14 protein-coding genes are annotated in these 16,434 nt (G+C 69.1%); 10 read left to right on the top strand and 4 right to left on the bottom strand.

Going from position 1 to position 16,434, the window contains the following annotated elements; translation table 11 throughout:
* Nucleotides 1-2: 2 nt before the first annotated feature.
* Entirely contained in the window at nucleotides 3-1,007 is a 1,005-nt protein-coding gene (locus FGL98_RS03425) for a Gfo/Idh/MocA family protein (RefSeq protein WP_146315252.1), read from the bottom strand.
* Between the two features lie 133 nt (nucleotides 1,008-1,140).
* Between FGL98_RS03425 and FGL98_RS03420 the strand changes: the two genes are divergently transcribed.
* Complete coding sequence (locus FGL98_RS03420; RefSeq protein ID WP_146315251.1) at nucleotides 1,141-1,881, top strand: GntR family transcriptional regulator; 741 nt, start codon at nucleotides 1,141-1,143, stop codon at nucleotides 1,879-1,881.
* A gap of 87 nt (nucleotides 1,882-1,968) precedes the next feature.
* Nucleotides 1,969-2,187, top strand: coding sequence for a biotin/lipoyl-binding carrier protein (locus FGL98_RS03415; RefSeq protein WP_146315250.1), 219 nt, complete (start codon nucleotides 1,969-1,971; stop codon nucleotides 2,185-2,187).
* Between the two features lie 14 nt (nucleotides 2,188-2,201).
* Here FGL98_RS03415 and FGL98_RS03410 read toward each other — a convergent pair whose 3' ends face one another.
* Nucleotides 2,202-2,792, bottom strand: a complete 591-nt coding sequence (locus tag FGL98_RS03410; protein WP_222431995.1) for a TetR/AcrR family transcriptional regulator — start codon at nucleotides 2,790-2,792, stop codon at nucleotides 2,202-2,204.
* Between the two features lie 96 nt (nucleotides 2,793-2,888).
* Between FGL98_RS03410 and FGL98_RS03405 the strand changes: the two genes are divergently transcribed.
* Together FGL98_RS03405 and FGL98_RS03400 are read left to right on the top strand one after the other, a co-directional pair.
* Nucleotides 2,889-4,391, top strand: coding sequence for an MFS transporter (locus FGL98_RS03405; protein ID WP_146315248.1), 1,503 nt, complete (start codon nucleotides 2,889-2,891; stop codon nucleotides 4,389-4,391).
* Nucleotides 4,388-5,320 carry a phosphotransferase gene (locus FGL98_RS03400; RefSeq protein WP_146315247.1) on the top strand — a complete coding sequence of 311 codons (933 nt, stop codon included), beginning with the start codon at nucleotides 4,388-4,390 and terminating at the stop codon, nucleotides 5,318-5,320. The genes FGL98_RS03405 and FGL98_RS03400 overlap by 4 nt, the downstream gene beginning before the upstream one ends.
* Here the strand turns inward: FGL98_RS03400 and FGL98_RS25205 are convergent.
* Entirely contained in the window at nucleotides 5,304-6,053 is a 750-nt protein-coding gene (locus FGL98_RS25205; protein WP_186525953.1) for a collagen-like triple helix repeat-containing protein, read from the bottom strand. The genes FGL98_RS03400 and FGL98_RS25205 overlap by 17 nt on opposite strands.
* Nucleotides 6,054-6,275: 222 nt before the next feature.
* On the opposite strand from FGL98_RS25205, the gene FGL98_RS03390 reads away from it, so the two are divergent.
* Genes FGL98_RS03390 through FGL98_RS03380 form a run of 3 tightly spaced genes read left to right on the top strand, consistent with a single transcriptional unit; the run spans nucleotide 6,276 to nucleotide 10,209 of the window.
* Nucleotides 6,276-8,384, top strand: coding sequence for a sensor histidine kinase (locus tag FGL98_RS03390; RefSeq protein ID WP_146315246.1), 2,109 nt, complete (start codon nucleotides 6,276-6,278; stop codon nucleotides 8,382-8,384).
* On the top strand, nucleotides 8,381-9,544 hold the full coding sequence (locus FGL98_RS03385; RefSeq protein WP_146315245.1) for a sensor histidine kinase: 1,164 nt from the start codon (nucleotides 8,381-8,383) through the stop codon (nucleotides 9,542-9,544). Before FGL98_RS03390 ends, FGL98_RS03385 begins: the two co-directional genes overlap by 4 nt.
* Nucleotides 9,541-10,209: a response regulator transcription factor gene (locus FGL98_RS03380; RefSeq protein WP_146315244.1), complete on the top strand. Its 669-nt coding sequence runs from the start codon at nucleotides 9,541-9,543 to the stop codon at nucleotides 10,207-10,209. Before FGL98_RS03385 ends, FGL98_RS03380 begins: the two co-directional genes overlap by 4 nt.
* Nucleotides 10,210-10,228: 19 nt before the next feature.
* On the opposite strand, the gene FGL98_RS03375 is transcribed toward FGL98_RS03380, so the two are convergent.
* Nucleotides 10,229-11,725, bottom strand: coding sequence for a CCA tRNA nucleotidyltransferase (locus tag FGL98_RS03375; RefSeq protein ID WP_246136351.1), 1,497 nt, complete (start codon nucleotides 11,723-11,725; stop codon nucleotides 10,229-10,231).
* A gap of 58 nt (nucleotides 11,726-11,783) precedes the next feature.
* Here FGL98_RS03375 and FGL98_RS03370 point away from each other — a divergent pair, with 58 nt between their 5' ends.
* The 3 genes from FGL98_RS03370 to murJ are packed head-to-tail and all read left to right on the top strand — an operon-like array spanning nucleotide 11,784 to nucleotide 16,431.
* A complete protein-coding gene (locus FGL98_RS03370; protein WP_146315243.1) occupies nucleotides 11,784-12,269 on the top strand; it encodes an NUDIX hydrolase in 486 nt (161 codons plus the stop codon).
* Nucleotides 12,270-12,272: 3 nt separating this feature from the next.
* Nucleotides 12,273-14,528, top strand: coding sequence for a DUF6049 family protein (locus FGL98_RS03365; protein WP_146315242.1), 2,256 nt, complete (start codon nucleotides 12,273-12,275; stop codon nucleotides 14,526-14,528).
* Nucleotides 14,521-16,431, top strand: coding sequence for a murein biosynthesis integral membrane protein MurJ (murJ, locus tag FGL98_RS03360; protein ID WP_186525952.1), 1,911 nt, complete (start codon nucleotides 14,521-14,523; stop codon nucleotides 16,429-16,431). Before FGL98_RS03365 ends, murJ begins: the two co-directional genes overlap by 8 nt.
* The last annotated feature ends 3 nt before the right edge of the window (nucleotides 16,432-16,434 follow it).

Below are 16,434 nucleotides of genomic sequence, written 5' to 3'. Positions count from 1 at the left end.
GGTCAGGCTCCTTTGATCTCGGACAGCGACACCAGTCGGTGCTCGGCGCGAGAGATTTCGCACGCCTCGGCGGTGCGGAACGCCTGCAGCGCGTCGGCCACGGTGCACGGGCTCGGGATACGCCCCGCCGCGACGTCGAGAAACGCCGCGAGCTCGGCCTCGTAGGCCGGCTGGAACCGCTCCATGAACGACCACTTCTGTGGGCCTTTGGGAAAGTCGACGCACTCCTCGGCCGACCGCATAGCCAGGGAGTGGTCCAGCCCGACGGTCACCGTGCCCTTTTCGCCCATGACCTCCATCCGTACGTCGTGGCCGCCGCCGTTGTACCGCGTGGAGGACACGAGAACAACGGTGTCGTCGTCGAGGGTCAGCAGGGCCGCGCCGGTGTCCACGTCTCCCGCCTCGGTGAAGTAGTCGGCGCCCTTGTTGGCCCCGGTCGCATAGACCGTTGCAGTCTCGCGCCCGGTGACGAACCGAAGGATGTCGAAGTCGTGCACGTTGCAGTCTCGGAAGATGCCGCCACTGGTCGGCATGTATGAACTGTGCGGCGGTGACTGGTCATTGGTGTTCGCCCGAACGGTGTGGATGAAGCCGAGCTCACCGGAGTCCACCGCGGCCTTCGCGTTGCGGTAGCCGACGTCGAAGCGCCGCTGGAAGCCGATATGGACCGGGGTGTCGCTTGCCATGCACAGTGCAGCCAGGTCGATGGTCTCCTCGAGCGTGGCCGCCACCGGCTTCTCACAGAAGACCGGCATCCCCGCGGCGACCGCTTGACGCAGCAGGCCGGCGTGACCGGGCGTTGCGGTTGCGATGACGATCCCGTCGAGGCCCGACGCCAGGAGCGCCTCGAAGTCGCTCGCCACCTCAAGCCCCTGAGAGGTCGCCACCCGCTGCGCCGTCTCAGGGACCAGGTCGGCGACCACGACTTGGTCAACCTCATCAAGGCCCAGCAGGGTCTGAGCGTGGAACACCCCGATCCGCCCAACTCCTGCCAGACCGATGCGCATGGGATTATCCCTTCGAATCAATGGTGATCCGTGTGAGGTAGATCACTCGCTAGAGACCTTAACACGCTATCGAGAGATTGTCCTGACATTCGCATATGGGTACTTAATAGCATTTTCAGCGTATCCTCCCCGTATGTCACCTCAGCTGATCGCCGTGAGCATCGACCGCGACTCGCCGATCCCGCTCTACCACCAACTCGCACGCCAGCTCACGGCTGCAATTTCCGACGGCCAGCTGCAGCCCGGAGATCCGTTCGAGAATGAGGTGGCACTGGGCACCCGGCTACAGGTGTCCCGCCCGACCGTGCGCCGAGCGATCCAGGAGATGGTCGACCAAGGCCTGCTGATCCGTCGGCGTGGCCTCGGGACGCGGGTCGCCAACCGGAAGGTGCACCGCAAGTTCGAGCTGTCCAGCCTCTACGACGAGCTGGAGCGGGAGGACCGCAGGCCAGGCACTCTCGTGCTGGAGCGAGAGACCGTGGTCAACGAGCGCGCCGCAAGCGCACTCGACCTGCCGGCTACCACGCCGCTCCTGTCGATCGTGCGCGTGCGAACGGCCGAGGGCAGCCCCCTTGCCATCCTGCACAATTGGCTGCCTCCCGCTCATGCCGACATCACCCGCGAGGACCTGGAACAAACCGGGTTGTATGCAGCACTACGCGCGCGAGGTTGCCGCCCGGTCGTCGCGCGGCAAAGCATCGGCGCTCGGAAACCCACACCTACCGAACGTAAGCACCTGCGGATCCATGGCACCCAGCCCGTACTCACCATGACCCGAATGGCATTCGACTCCGAGGGCAAGGCCATCGAGTTCGGCGACCACTGCTACCGGTCCGAGGACTACACCATTGACCTGATGGTCGACGAACGCTGACTGCCGACAACGACCATCGCAGCGCGCCGCCGCTGTTCTCCCGAATACTCCCGTAGTCGGCGGGCAAGCGGTGACAAGATGAGGCCCATGGCAACCCAGGAGATCGCATCCGACCTGGTGGCCAATGTCGCCTCGGTGACCGCGCAGGTCGGCCAACGGATCGCGGCCGGCGAGGAGCTCGTGCTGCTGGAGTCGATGAAGATGGAGATCCCGGTGGTTGCAGAGTTCGCCGGCACGGTCACCGCTGTGCGAGTTACGGCGGGGGATGTCGTCCAGGAGGGCGACGTCGTCGTGGTGGTGGACTGAGCGCAGTCGGTGGCCTACGCGTTAGCGCCGTAACGCAGGCCGTCGAATACCAGGTCCACCAGAGCCAGTGAGGTCTCCTGCCCCTCCGGGTTGGGGCTCGCCAGGCAGATCCCACCCAGTGCCCGCGTCAGTTCTTGGGCGGTGATGTCGTTGCGCACCACGCCGGCCTCGATGGCCGGGGCGAGGATGTGCTCGGCCGCCGCCTGCATCTGTGCCCTCGCCCGTGCGAAGGTGTCCGGTTGCCCGTCCATCATCGAGCGCAGCAGGTGCACCATGCCCATCTTGACCGCGTAGTAGTCGACGAACCCGCGCATCCACTCATGCAGCGCCTCGCCCGGCGGCAGCGTCTTGGGCAGCTCTTCGGACTGCTGCACCAGCGCGTCGACCTGCTGACCGTAAATCTCCAGCACCAGGTCCTCGCGCGTGGGGAAGTGCCGGTAGAGCGTGCCGATGCCCACCCCCGCGGACCGCGCGATCTCGTCCAGCGGCACGTCGCCACCCTGCGTGAGGAAGGCCTGCGTCGCGGCATCGAGCAGCTTGCGCCGGTTGCGCGCGGCGTCGGCGCGCAGCGGCTTGTCGGTGGTGCCAGTCGTCACGGTCGTCACAACCCTTGCGTAAACGGAGTAACCCTCCGTATAGTTATCAAACGGAGGTTCTCTCCGCTTCTGCATTCATGGTACTCCGTACCACTAAGGACTTGCATGTCTACTTCCAGCTCCTCATCCGTGACCGTACCGGTGCAACGCGCCGCGCGGCCACACACCACCATCATCCTCGCAGTGGTCCTGATGGCCCAGCTGATGCTCGTGCTCGACATGGCGATCGTCAACATTGCCCTCCCGGACATCAAGGAAGGGCTGCACATGTCGCCGTCCGGCCTGTCCTGGGTCGTCAACGCCTACACCCTGGCCTTCGGTGGCCTGCTGCTGCTCGGCGCGCGGGCCGGCGACGTGCTCGGGCGTCGCTGGGTCTTCATCACCGGCCTGGCGATGTTCACCCTGGCCTCCTTGGCCGGTGGACTGGCCCAGACGGCTACCCTGCTGCTCGCGGCTCGAGCCGCTCAGGGAGTTGGTGCGGCGCTGGCCGCACCCTCCGCGCTCGCGCTGCTCATGGGCAGTGTGCGACCGGGGCGGGAGCAGACTCGCGCCATCGGCTGGTACACCGTCGTCTCGGCCGGCGGCGCCGCAGTCGGCCTCATCGCCGGCGGGGTGCTGACCTCGATCGCCTCGTGGCGCTGGATCTTCTTCGTCAACGTGCCCATCGGCGCCGTGATCCTCGTCCTCGCGGTGTGGACCCTGCCGGCGATGACCCGCCATCGCAGCCGGATCGACGTCACCGGCGCCGTGCTGGCAACCGTGGGCATGTCGAGCCTGGTCTACGGATTCATCCGCGCCGCCTCCGACGGGTGGACCGACCTCGGCACGACGGGAGCCTTCGGCATCGGCGTGCTGCTGCTCGTGGCCTTCGTGGCCGTGGAGCTGCGCATCGGCAACCCGGTCGTGCCGCTGCACCTGTTCGCGGACCGGCAGCGCAGCACGGCATACCTCGCCCGGCTGCTGCTGGTGGCCGGTGCGATGGGGACGTTCTTCTTCATGAGCCAGTTCATGCAGCTCGTGCTGGGCTGGACACCGTGGCAGTCGGGGCTGGCGTTCCTGCCGATCCCGGTGAGCATCTTCGCCGCTTCCCAGATCGTGGCAAGGTTCCTGGCGCACCGCGCCTCGATCCGCTCCATCGCGGCGGTAGGCCTGCTCGCCGCCTCGGCGGGACTGTTCTGGATGTCGACACTGAGCGCCACCAGCACCTATGGGCAGCTGCTGCCGGCGCTGGTCCTGTTCGGTCTCGGCAACGGCGCTGCCTTCATTCCGCTGACCTCGGCCGGTGTTGCGAATGTGGCGCCGGAGGACTCCGGTGTCGCATCGGGCCTCGTGAACGTCACTCAGCAACTGGGCGGGTCGCTCGGCCTCGCCGTGCTGGTGACCATCTTTGCGACCGCCGGGCACGGATCGGCCGCCGTGACCGGTGCGTCATCGCGCGCGATCGAGATCTTCGTCACGGGCGCGGACCGCGGGTTCCTCGCCGCGGGTCTGCTGGCTTCTGCCGCGCTGCTCCTGGTCCTGCTGCTGATGCCCGCGACCGATCCGAACCCCACTCGGGCATCCCGCCCGGCCGTCACCGACGAGGACCCGGTCGCCGCGGGTCGGTGAGCGACGAGGCCGGGGTCGAACGCTGGGCGCCCGCTGCGACGGGCGCTCAGCGCTGGGCCGGCGGGTCGTCGGCATGCGAGACTCCGGACATGGCCGAGGAGGAAGAGCTGAGCGGCGGCAATACCACGGTGGTCGTCCGGGTAGGCGATACCGTCCGACGCTCGGTCGGCCACTGGACGCCCGCCGTGCACAACCTGCTGGATCATCTGGAGTCGGTCGGGTTCGCCGGCTCGCCGCGGGTTCTCGGCATCGACGAGTCGGACCGTGAGATCCTGGCCTTCGTTCCCGGCGAGGTCGGAACGTTGTCGGTCACCGACCCTCTCCCGGCGTGGTTTCGAACGCCCGAGGCGTGCTGGGCGATCGGCCGCTGGATTCGTGACTTCCAGTCCGCTCAGGTGGGGCTGCGCCTCGACCCGGCCACGCCGTGGCGACGCGCCGCCGGCGCGGCCTTGGGACCGGGTCAGGTGCTCGTGCACCATGACGTGTCGTCGTACAACACGGTGCGACGGACCGGCGGTTCGCTGGTCGTGCTGGACTGGGACTTTGTCCGTCCCGGAGACCCCCTCGAGGACGTGGCCTGGGCCGCGTGGCGCTGGGCTCCGTTGATGGTGGGCAGCTGGTGGCACGCGGAGTACGGCATCGGCTCCGAGGAGGACGTTCGGCAGCGGCAGCGGCGCAACCTTGCCGCCCTGATGGACGGCTACGGGCTGTCGGTGCGGCAACGCCCAATGCTCTGGGAGGCGATCGGCGAGCAGATGATCCGGCACGCGTCGGATCTGGAGGATCTGGCGGTGGCCGACCTCGCCTTCGCCGACCTGATCGAGCGCGGTTATGCCCGTCGGGCACGTGCCGACGCCGCCTGGTGGCTCGGGCCGAGGTGGTCGTGCGACCACGGCCCGAGCCCTGCTCCGGTCAGCGGACCGCGGTGAGGCGCTGCAGGTGCACGACTCCGGGCCGTGGCGCCGATGTGAGCCGCCGCGCCGCCGCCGCGCCGCCTGCTGTCGTCGTCGTGGCGCAGGTCGCCGTCACCGTGACGTTGACCGTGCTGCCCGTCGCGGTGGGGTCTTGGAAGTTCGACAGGGTCACCGCGTAGTAGTCACCCGTGGGGGTCCCGTCCATGGGCCCGGCAGCGACCAGATTGACCTGCGGGGCGTTCTGCACGTTGACGTCCGAGGTGTATCCGCCTCCCAGCACCTGCTCTCCGGCGGGGCAGTAGGTACGGAACTCTCCGGCATTCAGGCCGGGCAGCTGATAGGTCGAGCTGACCGCCTGGTAGCCGGACAGACCCGGCGCGCCGGTCGCACCAGCCGGACCGGTGGCACCAGTCGGACCGGTGGCACCAGTCGGACCGGTGGCACCAGTCGGACCAGCGGAGCCGGTCGCGCCGGTCAGCCCCTGCTTGCCGGGCGTGCCGGGTACGCCCCGCTGGTTCCACGAGATGCGCCTCTCCCAGCTCCTGCAGGCCGTGGACGCGCCGACCTGGCGCAAGGCTCCCGAGGTCTTGCTCGCGCAGGCGTAGTAGACGGGACTGGACGTGCTGGTGGCGGCGACCGCGGCCGGAACGGCAACGGCGCTGAATACCCCCAGCGCGGCGACGCCGACGAGCACGCGGGGGCTGCGGCGAAGGGCGGAGAAGGTGGCGGTGTGGCGACTCTGGATCATGGAGTGCTCCTTGGTTGGGCCGAGTATCGGCTGTCGTTCCCTCCGAGCGGTTCTCGGGGGCCGGGGGCCGGTGTCTCCCGGCGCCATTGCCAATTCTGGCCGCGGACACCAGGCGGCAGCGATGGTGCGCACACCCCAACTACCTAGGTGGTGCAGGCACCCCCTCGCCGTGGGGGGAACAACCCCCACCGGGGTCAACCGAGGGATATCGTGGGGCCTGCGATGGTCACCTCATCCTGGGGCGGGGTCCGCTTCCGGGTCCTGATCGTCCCGTATGCGTGTGGGCTGGTCCTCTGGCTGGTCCTGGGGATTACGCCGACCCTGGCGGCGGACATCCCCCTGGTCCACGAGCAGCTCCTGGCGTGGGCCGCGCACAGCCAGGTCGCCGTCCGCATTCTGCATCCGGCCTTCCCCGGGGGAATGGGCCCCGATACGACCACCACCGCCCAGGCGGTGCTGCAGTACACGTTCAGCCTGCTCAACTTCGCCCTGGGCCTGCTGCTCGCGGTCCGTCACGGCGATGCGAGAGTGCCCCGGCTGCTCGCGTTCGCACTGCTCGGCACGGCGGCGACATTCAACATGCCCAGCCACCGCGCGTTCGACATCATCGGGACGCCGTGGCCGATCCAGCTGATCCACTTCGCCTTTCACATCGTCTCGGGGGTGGCCTACCTGTGGGCAGTGGTCCTGTTTCCGGACGGGACGCTGCCGCGGCGGCTCCGGGTGAGCCCGGGTCGGCTGCGGGTGGGCGTCGTCGCGGTGACCGCAGCCGTAGCGTTCGTGAGCTGGCGGGGGAGCTTCATCGCCCACCCGCAGTTCTTCGTCGTGTTCTTCGGTGTGGTGGTCTCGTTGGCCGGTGTCGGAGCACAGTCGATGCGGTTGAGCGATCCCGCGACGCCGCCCGGTCAGCGGCGCACCACTCGGTTGCTGACCGGGGCACTGCTGCCTGCGTTGGCAACTGGGCTGGTGTGGCTAGCCGGCAGATTGGTCGGGGCACTGGGCTGGGCCGCCGCGGCCGGGTTCGACGTCAGGGTCGAGACCTGGTTTCCTGCGGTGTTCGCGATCGTGCCGGTCGTGTTGTTCGTCAGCATCGTTCGGTATCGACTCTGGGATGTGGACCGGGCACTGCGTGGACTGCTCAGCTACGCCGCGATCGCCTGCGTCGTCGGCGCGGGCTACGTGGTGGCGGTTACGGTCGGTGCCGTCCTCGTCGGCGGAGGGATGCTCGCCACGGTCATCACGTTGACCGTGGTCGCCGTGCTCATCGAACCGTTGCGGGTGTGGGCGCGGCGGTGGGCCAATCGGGTGGTCTTCGGGCAGGACCTGTCTCCGAGCGAGGCGATCAGCTCGCTGGTCGGCGGTCTGGAGCACCTGAGTCCGACCGGTGAGATCGACCAGCTGACCGAGTTGGCCGTGCGTGCCACCCGCGCACCGTCCGCCGCGCTGTGGCTGGCCGAGGGTGATCAGTGGACGCTTGCCTCGGTGTACCCGGCTCAGGGGCCGGCACCCGGGCGCGAGCTTGCTTGGCCGGTCACCTACCAGGCTGATCGGCTGGGCGTGCTCGCGGTCGACGGGCAGCCGTCCGCCGCCGATCGGGTGCTGCTGGCCGATCTGTCCGCGCACGCCGGACTGGTCGTCCACAACGCGCTGCTGACCGTGCAGCTGGCCCGAAGTGTCGCCATGCTCACCGAGCAGACCGAGCAGCTTCGCCAGACCCGTCGGCGCCTGATCCGGGCCCAGGACACCGAACGGCGTCGGTTGGAACGCAACCTGCACGACGGGGCTCAGCAGGATCTGGTAGCGGCCATCGCTACCGTCGGGGCCTTGACCCACACCCGCTCGTCGAGGCGGGACCTGACCCGGGAAACCGCGCAGTTGCGAGAGATGCTGACCGAGGCTCGCGCCTCGGTCAGGCAGTTGTGCGGGGACGGACGCCCACCGACGCTCGTCCACGAGGGCCTGGTCGGAGCGCTGCACCACCTGGCCGCGCTCGCCGCGAGTTCGGGCGTCAAAGCCACCGTGGCAGTGACCGAATCACCCCTGACCCCGGAAATCGAGGCGGCCGTGTACTTCTGCTGCTCGGAATCCTTGCAGAACGTGGCGAAGTACGCACACGCCACGAGGGCCACAGTCTCGCTGCTTCCCGGGCCCGAGCGCGTGGAGCTGGTCGTCACCGACGACGGTCGAGGTTTCGACCCTGCCTCGGCCGACCCGGCAGGAGGGCTGCGGGCCCTGCAGGTCCGCCTCGCCGGGGTCGGCGGCGCGCTGAGCATCTCCTCCGCGCCCGGCCTCGGAACCACCCTGCGGGCGAGCATCCCGGTGCCGTCATGAACACCGACACCCGCCGCGCCCTGGCCACGAGCTTCGCCCGGCTGCTGCTTGCGGCCACCCTCTACACGGCCGGCGCCATCGCCTACGGGGGTGCCGCTGCGCCATCCGTCCTGGTCGTCGCGGCCGCGACGACCATGGTCGCGCTCACCCTATGGGCGACTCGCCGACCGGTGGAACGGGCGGCTACCCGCATCGCCCTGGGTCACCGGGCCCAGACCTACCAGGCCGTCCACGACCTGCTGCGGCAGATGGCTTCGACCGTCGCGGTGGACGAGGTCGTCCCGCGCCTCGCCGAGGCCGCCGGACGTGCCGTCGGCGGCCCGAGCGCGCAAGTACGGGTCTGGATGCCGCACGGCGAGCAGTGGACCCAGTCCTGGCCGGCGGACGCGGCCGACGATGGGACGTCGGTACGCGTCGGCGTCCAGCACCGCGGGGCCGACGTCGGCGAGATCGCGGTTCAGGTCGACCCCCTGCAGACCAGCTCGTTCGACCGTCGACTACTCACCGACCTGGCCGGCCCGGCCGGGATCGCGCTGTCAACGGTCCGTCTCACCCACGACCTGCGCCGCCGACAGGCCGAGCTCGCCGGCTTGTCCCACGACCTGACCACCTCCCGGAACCGGCTGCTCACCGCCCGACGCGACGAACAGGCCCGGGTGCGCCGCCAGGTCGACCAGGAGGTGGTCCGGCACATCGAGTCGGCGGTCGCGCTGGTCGACGCCGCCGACCTTCCGACCGCCTCGCGCGCCAGCGCGGAGGCGCTGCACGCGCTACGCCTGATCGCCCGCGGCATCTTCCCGCCGCGGCTGGCCGACTCCGGCCTGGCCGCCGCACTGGACGGCTGGCTCGAACGCGCCGACCTCGATGCGCGGATCGAGATCGACCCGGGTCCCGTCCTCACCGTCCCCGCCCAGATCTGCCTGTACTTCTGTGCGGTCACCGCGCTTGGCGCGCTCATCCCGGCCCAGCCGCACTCCCTGCGGGTACGCCTGACCACCACCGGCGACCAAGCCGTGCTGACCGTCACTGGCGCCCACACAGAACCCATCCCCGACGCCGTCCGCACCATGATCCGTGACCGCATCGAGGCCTACGACGGTTCGGCCACCTTCGAAGACGGCACCGTCCGGGCCGTCATCCCGCTGCAGGAGAGACCATGACCATCACCGTGGTTCTGACCGAGGACAACTTCCTGGTGCGCGAGGGAGTGCGACGCATGATCAGCGCGTCCACCGACATTCAGGTGCTCGCAGCCTGCGCCGACCTGGACGCCGCGCTACGCACGATCGACGACCTGGTCCCCCAGGTGGTCCTTACCGACATCCGGATGCCACCGAGTCACAGCAACGAAGGGCTGACCATCGCGCAGCACTGCCGCAGCACACACCCCAGCATGGGCGTGCTGCTGCTGAGCCAATACATCGAACCCGGCTACGTCAAACAGCTGCTCACCCAGGGCACCGAAGGGCGCGGGTACCTGCTCAAGGAACGGGTCGGGGACCTGGACGAGCTGACCGGAGCGATCCGTGCCGTCGCCGCCGGAGGCTCCGCCATCGACCCCAAGGTCGTCGAATCACTGGTCCGAGGCAAGACCCGCGCCGGCGACCCGAATATCGCCCGGCTGACTCCACGAGAACGACAGGTCCTCGCAGGAGTCGCCGAGGGCCGCACCAACGCCGCCATCTCCGCGGACCTGGTCATCAGCCAGCACGCCGTGGAGAAACACATCAACTCGATCTTCAGCAAGCTCGGACTCACCGACGGCGGGCACATCCACCCGCGGGTGGGAGCCGCGCTGATGTACCTTGCGGAAGGTCGGCACTAGCCCCGCAGCCGGGCCCACCCTACTTGCCGGCCTCCGGCTGCTGCGCCCACCAGCGCCGCAGCTCCGCCGCCGCCTCCTGCTCGCCCACCGGTCCGTTGTCCAGCCGGTGGGCGAGCAGGTGCTTATAGGCCCGCCCGAGCACCGGGCCGGGCGCGATCCCGAGCACCTCGGCGATCTGGTTGCCGTTCAGCTCCGGGCGCACCGCGTCCAGCTCTTCCTGCTCCTGCAGGGCGACGATCCGCGTCTCCAGGGAGTCGTAGGTTTGGGAGAGCAGCGTTGCCTTGCGCCGGTTTCGGGTGGTGCAGTCGGACCGGGTCAGCAGATGCAGCCGGCTCAGCAACGGCCCGGAGTCGGTGATGTAGCGCCGCACCGCCGAATCCGTCCACTCCCCGTCGCCGTATCCGTGGAACCGCAGGTGCAGCTCGATGAGCTTGGTCACGGCCTTGATGGTGTCCTTGTCGAAGCGCAGCTCGCGCAGCCGCTTGCGGGCCAGCTTGGCCCCGACCAGCTCATGGTGGTGGAAGGAGACACCACCGGCCCTCTCGAACCGCCGAGTCGCCGGCTTGCCGATGTCGTGCAGCAGGGCGGCCAGCCGCAGGACCAGGTCCGGCCCGTCGACGGGTTCCACGGTGCCCAGCCCGGGCACGACCCGCGGGCCTTCGAGGTCGATTGCCTGCTCGAGCACCGTGAGGGAGTGCTGGTAGACGTCCTTGTGCCGGTGATGCTCGTCGATCTCCAACTGGAGGGCGGGCAGCTCGGGCAGCATGATGTCCGAGAGACCGGTGTCGACCAGCAGAGTCAGACCGGGCCGCGGCGCCGACGTGAGCAGCAGCTTGACCAGCTCGTCCCGGACCCGCTCCGCCGAGACCATCGTCAGCCGGTCGGCCAGCTCCCGCATGGCCGCCTGGACCTCTGGGGCAACCTGCACACCCAGCTGCGAGGTGAACCGCGCGGCCCGCATCATCCGCAACGGATCGTCGGCGAAGGACTCCGTCGGGGTGGCCGGGGTGCGCAGGGTGCGCTCCGCCAGCGCCGCGAGGCCATCGTGCGGGTCGATGAACTCCAGGTCGGGCAGCCGCATGGCCATCGCGTTCATGGTGAAGTCCCGCCGGACCAGGTCATCCTCCAGCCGGTCGCCGAACCGCACCTGCGGCTTTCTGGAGGTGCGGTCGTAGGCGTCGGCCCGGTAGGTGGTGATCTCCAAGACTGCGTCGCCCTTGCGCGCGCCGATCGTGCCGAACGCTCGCCCGAGGTCCCACGTCGTGGACGCCCACGGCTTGAGCAGCCGCTCGATCTCATCGGGCGGTGCGGACGTCGTCAGGTCCAGATCGCCGGACGTGCGGCCCAGGAAGGCATCGCGCACCGGCCCCCCGACGAGAGCCAGCTCGTGGCCCGCGCCGGTGAAGAGCTGACCCACCTCCTGCAGCAGCGGCAGTACCGGTGCGAGGTGGCTGACGGCCCGGCGCAACAGCACCGAAAGGTCATCGGGTCCAGGGTCGGGCGAAGGGCTTTGCACTCGCCAAGGTTAGGGGAACGTCCGAGCATCCCCAAGGCGCGCTGGTTACAGTGACCAAATGAGCCTCCATCCTCCGCGTACCGGTCGGCAGGTCCGCCGACTGCCGTCGCTGGAGGAGATCTCGGCGGGCGGCGTGATCATCGATGTCGCCGGTGGCGCGGCATGGATCGCCCTGATCGCACGACACAATAGGGCCGGGCGCCTGGAGTGGTGCCTGCCCAAAGGCCATGTTGAACCCGGCGAGACCCTGGTGGAGACCGCAGTGCGCGAAGTGGCCGAGGAGACCGGGATCGTCGGCCAGGCCCTGCTCACGCTGGGAACGATCGACTACTGGTTCAGCACCCCGCAGTTCCGGGTCCACAAGAAGGTCTACCACTACCTGCTCGAGGCACTCGGCGGTGAGATCAGCATCGAGGGCGATCCGGATCACGAGGCGATCGACGCGCAATGGTTCCGGCTGGATCAGGTGAACGACCAACTGACCTTCCCCAACGAGCGACGAATCGCGCACACCGCGTGGCAACGGCTCGCCGGGACCGTCTAGTCCGTGACTGCCCGCCGTCTGGTCGCCATCGTGACGATCCTCCTCACTCTGGGGTGCTGCCTGTTCGGCGGTATGCCGTCCGCCCTGGCCGCGGGGGCCTCCCCCGTCTCCGTGGACGTCGAGTCGATGTCCCCCGCCATCGCCGGCCCGGACACCCCGCTGACCATCACCGGATCCGTCACCAACCAGTCCGACGCCGACGTGTCCGCGGTGAAGGTCGGCATCGGCGTGAGCCCGCAGCTGCTCGACACCACCACCCGGGTCCAGGACTGGAGTGCGGGCACGCTGCCTCGCGCGACCCCCAAGGTCGGCGGCAAGACCATCGGCTCGATCGCAGCCGGGGCCACGAGGCAGTTCTCGGTGACCATCGCCAAGGGCACGCTGAACTACGCCTACAACCTGGCCTCGCTGCCGATGACCATCCAGGTGACCGGCACGGGGTTCAACGCGAGCCCGGTCCGCACCACCCTGGAGTGGTCGAAGAAGACCCCGACCAGCCCGCTGCGGTCCTCGATCGTCGTCCCGTTGACGCTTCCGGCGGATCCCGCTCTGTACGGCCCCTCGGGGTCCGCGCGCACCGCGGCGTGGACGCGGGCCATCGGGCCGGGGTCGCGAATCGACCAGCTCATCTCCGACCTCGGCGCGCTCCCGGTCACGTGGGTGGTCGACCCGTCTATCGTGCAGGCTCCCGTTGGGGCGGACGACAACCTGCCCAAGGCACCCCAGCCCGGTTCGACCAGCACTCCCTCGTCGACACCGCCCGGTGACACCGCCTCGTCGAGCTCCGCACCGGTCAGCACAGCCCCACCCACGACCAGCGACGGCACCGGAAGCCAGCTGCCGGGTAGCACGCCGACAACCAGTGCGGCGGCCAACACCGACCCGGTGGACGCCCTGGCGACGACCCTGCTGGGCCGCCTGCAGACGCTCGCGACGACCAGCACGATCTGGTGGACGCCGTATGACGATCCGGACCTCACCGTGCTCGCCGGCTCCGGTTCCGCCGGCCAGGCCCTGCTGACCCGAGACCTCCAGCGCCGCCTACCCACCGCGTTGCGCAAGATCAGTGATGTCACCGTCGCCTGGCCCGACCCGGCGATCGGGTCGACCCAGGCCGCTGCGATCTCCTCGACCTGGAAGCGCGCGACGGGCACCGACCCGAGGCTGCTGGTGCCGGACGGCAGTGTGGCGTCGCTGACCGGGGTGACCCCCGACGCGACCCGGCGGGTCGCGGGCAGCTCCGGCACGCTGGTGTACGACGCGACCCTCTCGTCGACGCTGTCCACCTCGGCAACCTCACCCCTGCTGGCGGCGCAGCGGTTCATGGCGCGGACCGCCGCGATCTACCAGCAGAGTCCCGGCACCGCCCGGTCCCTTGCAGCGGTGCTGCCGCGGGAGGATGCCACACCTCCCGCGCAGCTGGCGGAGGCGATCACGCTCATCGAGAACGCGCCTTGGCTTGCGCCGACCAGCGGAACCGGTGCCCTGAGCCACGTCCCGACCTTCGTCGACGCGAAGGTCGTGGCCAAGCCGGTGTCAGGGGCGCCCACGCCGGCCGGAACCCGCTCGCCGATCAACGCCGCGACTCTGTCTCGCATCACCCACGACCGGCGGGTGATGCGGGGTCTGGGGAGCATCCTGGTCGACTCCAAAGACGTCGTCACCGCTCGCACCCAATCCTTCGACGCCATGGGGTCGACCAGGTGGCGCGGTCATTCGTCCGCCTTGGCCACCGTCGTCCGGGTCGACTCCGATGCGGTGCAGGCCATGCGTCGCAAGATCTCCGTCATCCCCTCGACCGTCAACTTCTTCGCCAACTCCGGTCAGCTCACCGTCACCGTCGTCAACGGACTCAACCGCTCGGTGAAGGACGTCGACCTGTCGATGAATCCGCGCAGGTTCCTGCTGCGTATCCCCAAGCCCGACCACCGGATGGCGATCGCGGCGTCCTCTCGCAGCACCGTGCGCTTCGAGGTGAAGGCGGTGGCCGCGGGCAAGGTGCCGATCGATGCGGTGCTGACCACCCCGGACGGACTCCCGCTGGGGGCAAGGTTCGGTGAGCCCACCCAGCTGCAGATCAACGTACGGCCCACCTCCTCGTGGATCTACTGGGTCCTGGGTATTGTGGCCGGGCTGGTCTTGGTGGTCGGGCTGATCCGCAGCCTGTGGCGCGGCCCACGGACGGTGACCGCCCCGGGCTCGGACGCGACCGATGACCGCGCACGACCCGAGACACCGAAGGCAGGAGAGCATGACTGACCGCGACCCCGGCCGGCCGACGCTCGGCCAGCTCTATGACGGGGGCGCGTCCCGGCACCCGGGACCGGTGATGCCGGATCTGCCCGGCAGCCTCGGGCAGATGTATGTCGAGTGGTCGGGTGAGGCGTCCTCGCTCGACGTGCTCGGCGACTCCGACATCGTGCTGGCACCGCAGACGATCGACACTCGCGGACGTCGCCGACGCGGGACAAGCCGCCCTGCGCCGGTCAGAGCGCCCACCGCTGCCGCGCCGGAGGCCCCACAAGCCGATCCGACCGCCCCGGCAACGGATTCCGGGATCAAGTCGGTGGCTCGGTCGAGCGCGATCATGGCCGGCGGAACCTTCGTTTCCCGAATCCTCGGACTGGTGCGAACCGTCCTGCTGGTGGCGCTGTTCGGCGGCCAGACCGTCGGCGGCAACGTCTACGACATCGCCAACACGCTGCCCAACATGATCTACATCCTGCTCGCCGGTGGCGTGATCAACGCCGTCCTCGTGCCGCAGATCACCCGAGCGCTCCTGCATCGAGACGGGGGCAAGGGCTACACCGACAGGCTGCTCACGCTCGCCCTGTCGATCCTCGCGGCGGTCACCGTGATCTTCCTGGCCGTTGCTCCGTTCCTCTACCGGCTCTTCGACAGCGATGCGACCAGTTCCAGTGCCCGGTTGCACCTGGGCACGATGTTCGCCCTCATCTGTCTGCCGCAGATCCTCTTCTACGGCATCTATGCCCTCTTCGGAGAGGTGCTGAACGCTCGCAGCAACTTCGGACCGCTGATGTGGTCGCCGGCGCTCGCCAACATCGTCGCGATCGGCGGCATCGTGTGGTGTATCGCGCACTCCACTCCCGGGCAAGCGGGCAACCCGGCCTTCTGGGACACCCAGCTGATCGTCGTGCTCGGTGGCACCGCGACGCTCGGCATCATCGTGCAGGCGCTGGTGCTCATCATCCCGATGCGTCGTGTGGGCTACCGGTTCACCCCCAACTTCCACTTCCGCGGTGTCGGCCTGCGCACCGCATCACACATTGCCGGGTGGGCCTTCGCCGCAGTCGTCGTGCAGCAGCTGAGCGGATTTGTCGCCACCCGCGTCATCAGCACCGTCGGCGACGGATTCGGTGGGAAGCAGGCGTTCAGCAACGCCTTCATGCTGTTCATGCTGCCGCACTCCCTGGTCACCTTGAGCCTCATCACCGCGCTGTACACCCGCATGTCGAAGGCGGCGAACGCCGGCCGAACCAAGGAGGTGCTCAACGACGTGCGCACCGGCCTGCGCCTCTCCGGGCTGGCCAGCATCCCGGTGAGCGTCGGCTGCCTCGTGCTCATCATCCCGATGGTGATCGTCCTCTTCGGCAACGGCAACCGGATGGCCTACGGCTATCCGACGATCGGGATGATGCTCGGCCTGGTCCCCTTCACCATCTGCGTGCTGGTGCAGCGCGTCTTCTATGCCTACGAGGACGCGAAGACTCCCTTTTGGATGCAGCTTGTCTGCACCGTCTTGACCGTCGCGCTGTCCGTGTCCTGCCTGGCGCTGCCCGACCGATGGGTGGCCGCGGGCCTCGCCCTCTCTCAATCGATCGCGTACGTCGTGCAGGCCACCGTCGGGTGGTTCTGGTTGCGCCGTCGCCTGGGTGAGATGCCCATCCGTGACGTCGCGAACACCTACGGGCGGCTGGGGATCGCGGCGATCGCCGGCACCGGCGTCGCCCTGGTGCTGCGGGTCGCCCTGTCCGCCGGCGTCGGCGACAGCAGCCGAGCCAGTAACCTGCTGATCCTGGTCGTGGCCGGCGTCGCATTCCTGCTCGTGTATGTGGTCACGGCGCGGCGCCTGAAGGTCACCGAGATCGACCAGCTCGTCTCACCGCTCACCGGACGCCTGTCGCGCCTCGTCCACCGCTGATCC

Origin of the sequence: Leekyejoonella antrihumi (assembly GCF_007845645.1) — a bacterium.
Classification (GTDB): Bacteria; Actinomycetota; Actinomycetes; order Actinomycetales; family Dermatophilaceae; genus Leekyejoonella; species Leekyejoonella antrihumi.
The sequence above is the reverse complement of the archived record's forward strand: the minus strand, read 5'-3'. Positions and strand labels throughout refer to the sequence as shown.

Excerpts from the sequence above, each read along its gene's own strand:
- FGL98_RS03425 (WP_146315252.1), bottom strand. The coding sequence starts at position 1,007 with ATGCGCATCGGTCTGGCAGGAGTTGGGCGGATCGGGGTGTTCCACGCT.
- FGL98_RS03420 (WP_146315251.1), top strand. The coding sequence starts at position 1,141 with ATGTCACCTCAGCTGATCGCCGTGAGCATCGACCGCGACTCGCCGATC.
- FGL98_RS03415 (WP_146315250.1), top strand. The coding sequence starts at position 1,969 with ATGGCAACCCAGGAGATCGCATCCGACCTGGTGGCCAATGTCGCCTCG.
- FGL98_RS03405 (WP_146315248.1), top strand. The coding sequence starts at position 2,889 with ATGTCTACTTCCAGCTCCTCATCCGTGACCGTACCGGTGCAACGCGCC.
- FGL98_RS25205 (WP_186525953.1), bottom strand. The coding sequence starts at position 6,053 with ATGATCCAGAGTCGCCACACCGCCACCTTCTCCGCCCTTCGCCGCAGC.
- FGL98_RS03390 (WP_146315246.1), top strand. The coding sequence starts at position 6,276 with ATGGTCACCTCATCCTGGGGCGGGGTCCGCTTCCGGGTCCTGATCGTC.
- FGL98_RS03385 (WP_146315245.1), top strand. The coding sequence starts at position 8,381 with ATGAACACCGACACCCGCCGCGCCCTGGCCACGAGCTTCGCCCGGCTG.
- FGL98_RS03380 (WP_146315244.1), top strand. The coding sequence starts at position 9,541 with ATGACCATCACCGTGGTTCTGACCGAGGACAACTTCCTGGTGCGCGAG.
- FGL98_RS03370 (WP_146315243.1), top strand. The coding sequence starts at position 11,784 with ATGAGCCTCCATCCTCCGCGTACCGGTCGGCAGGTCCGCCGACTGCCG.
- murJ (WP_186525952.1), top strand. The coding sequence starts at position 14,521 with ATGACTGACCGCGACCCCGGCCGGCCGACGCTCGGCCAGCTCTATGAC.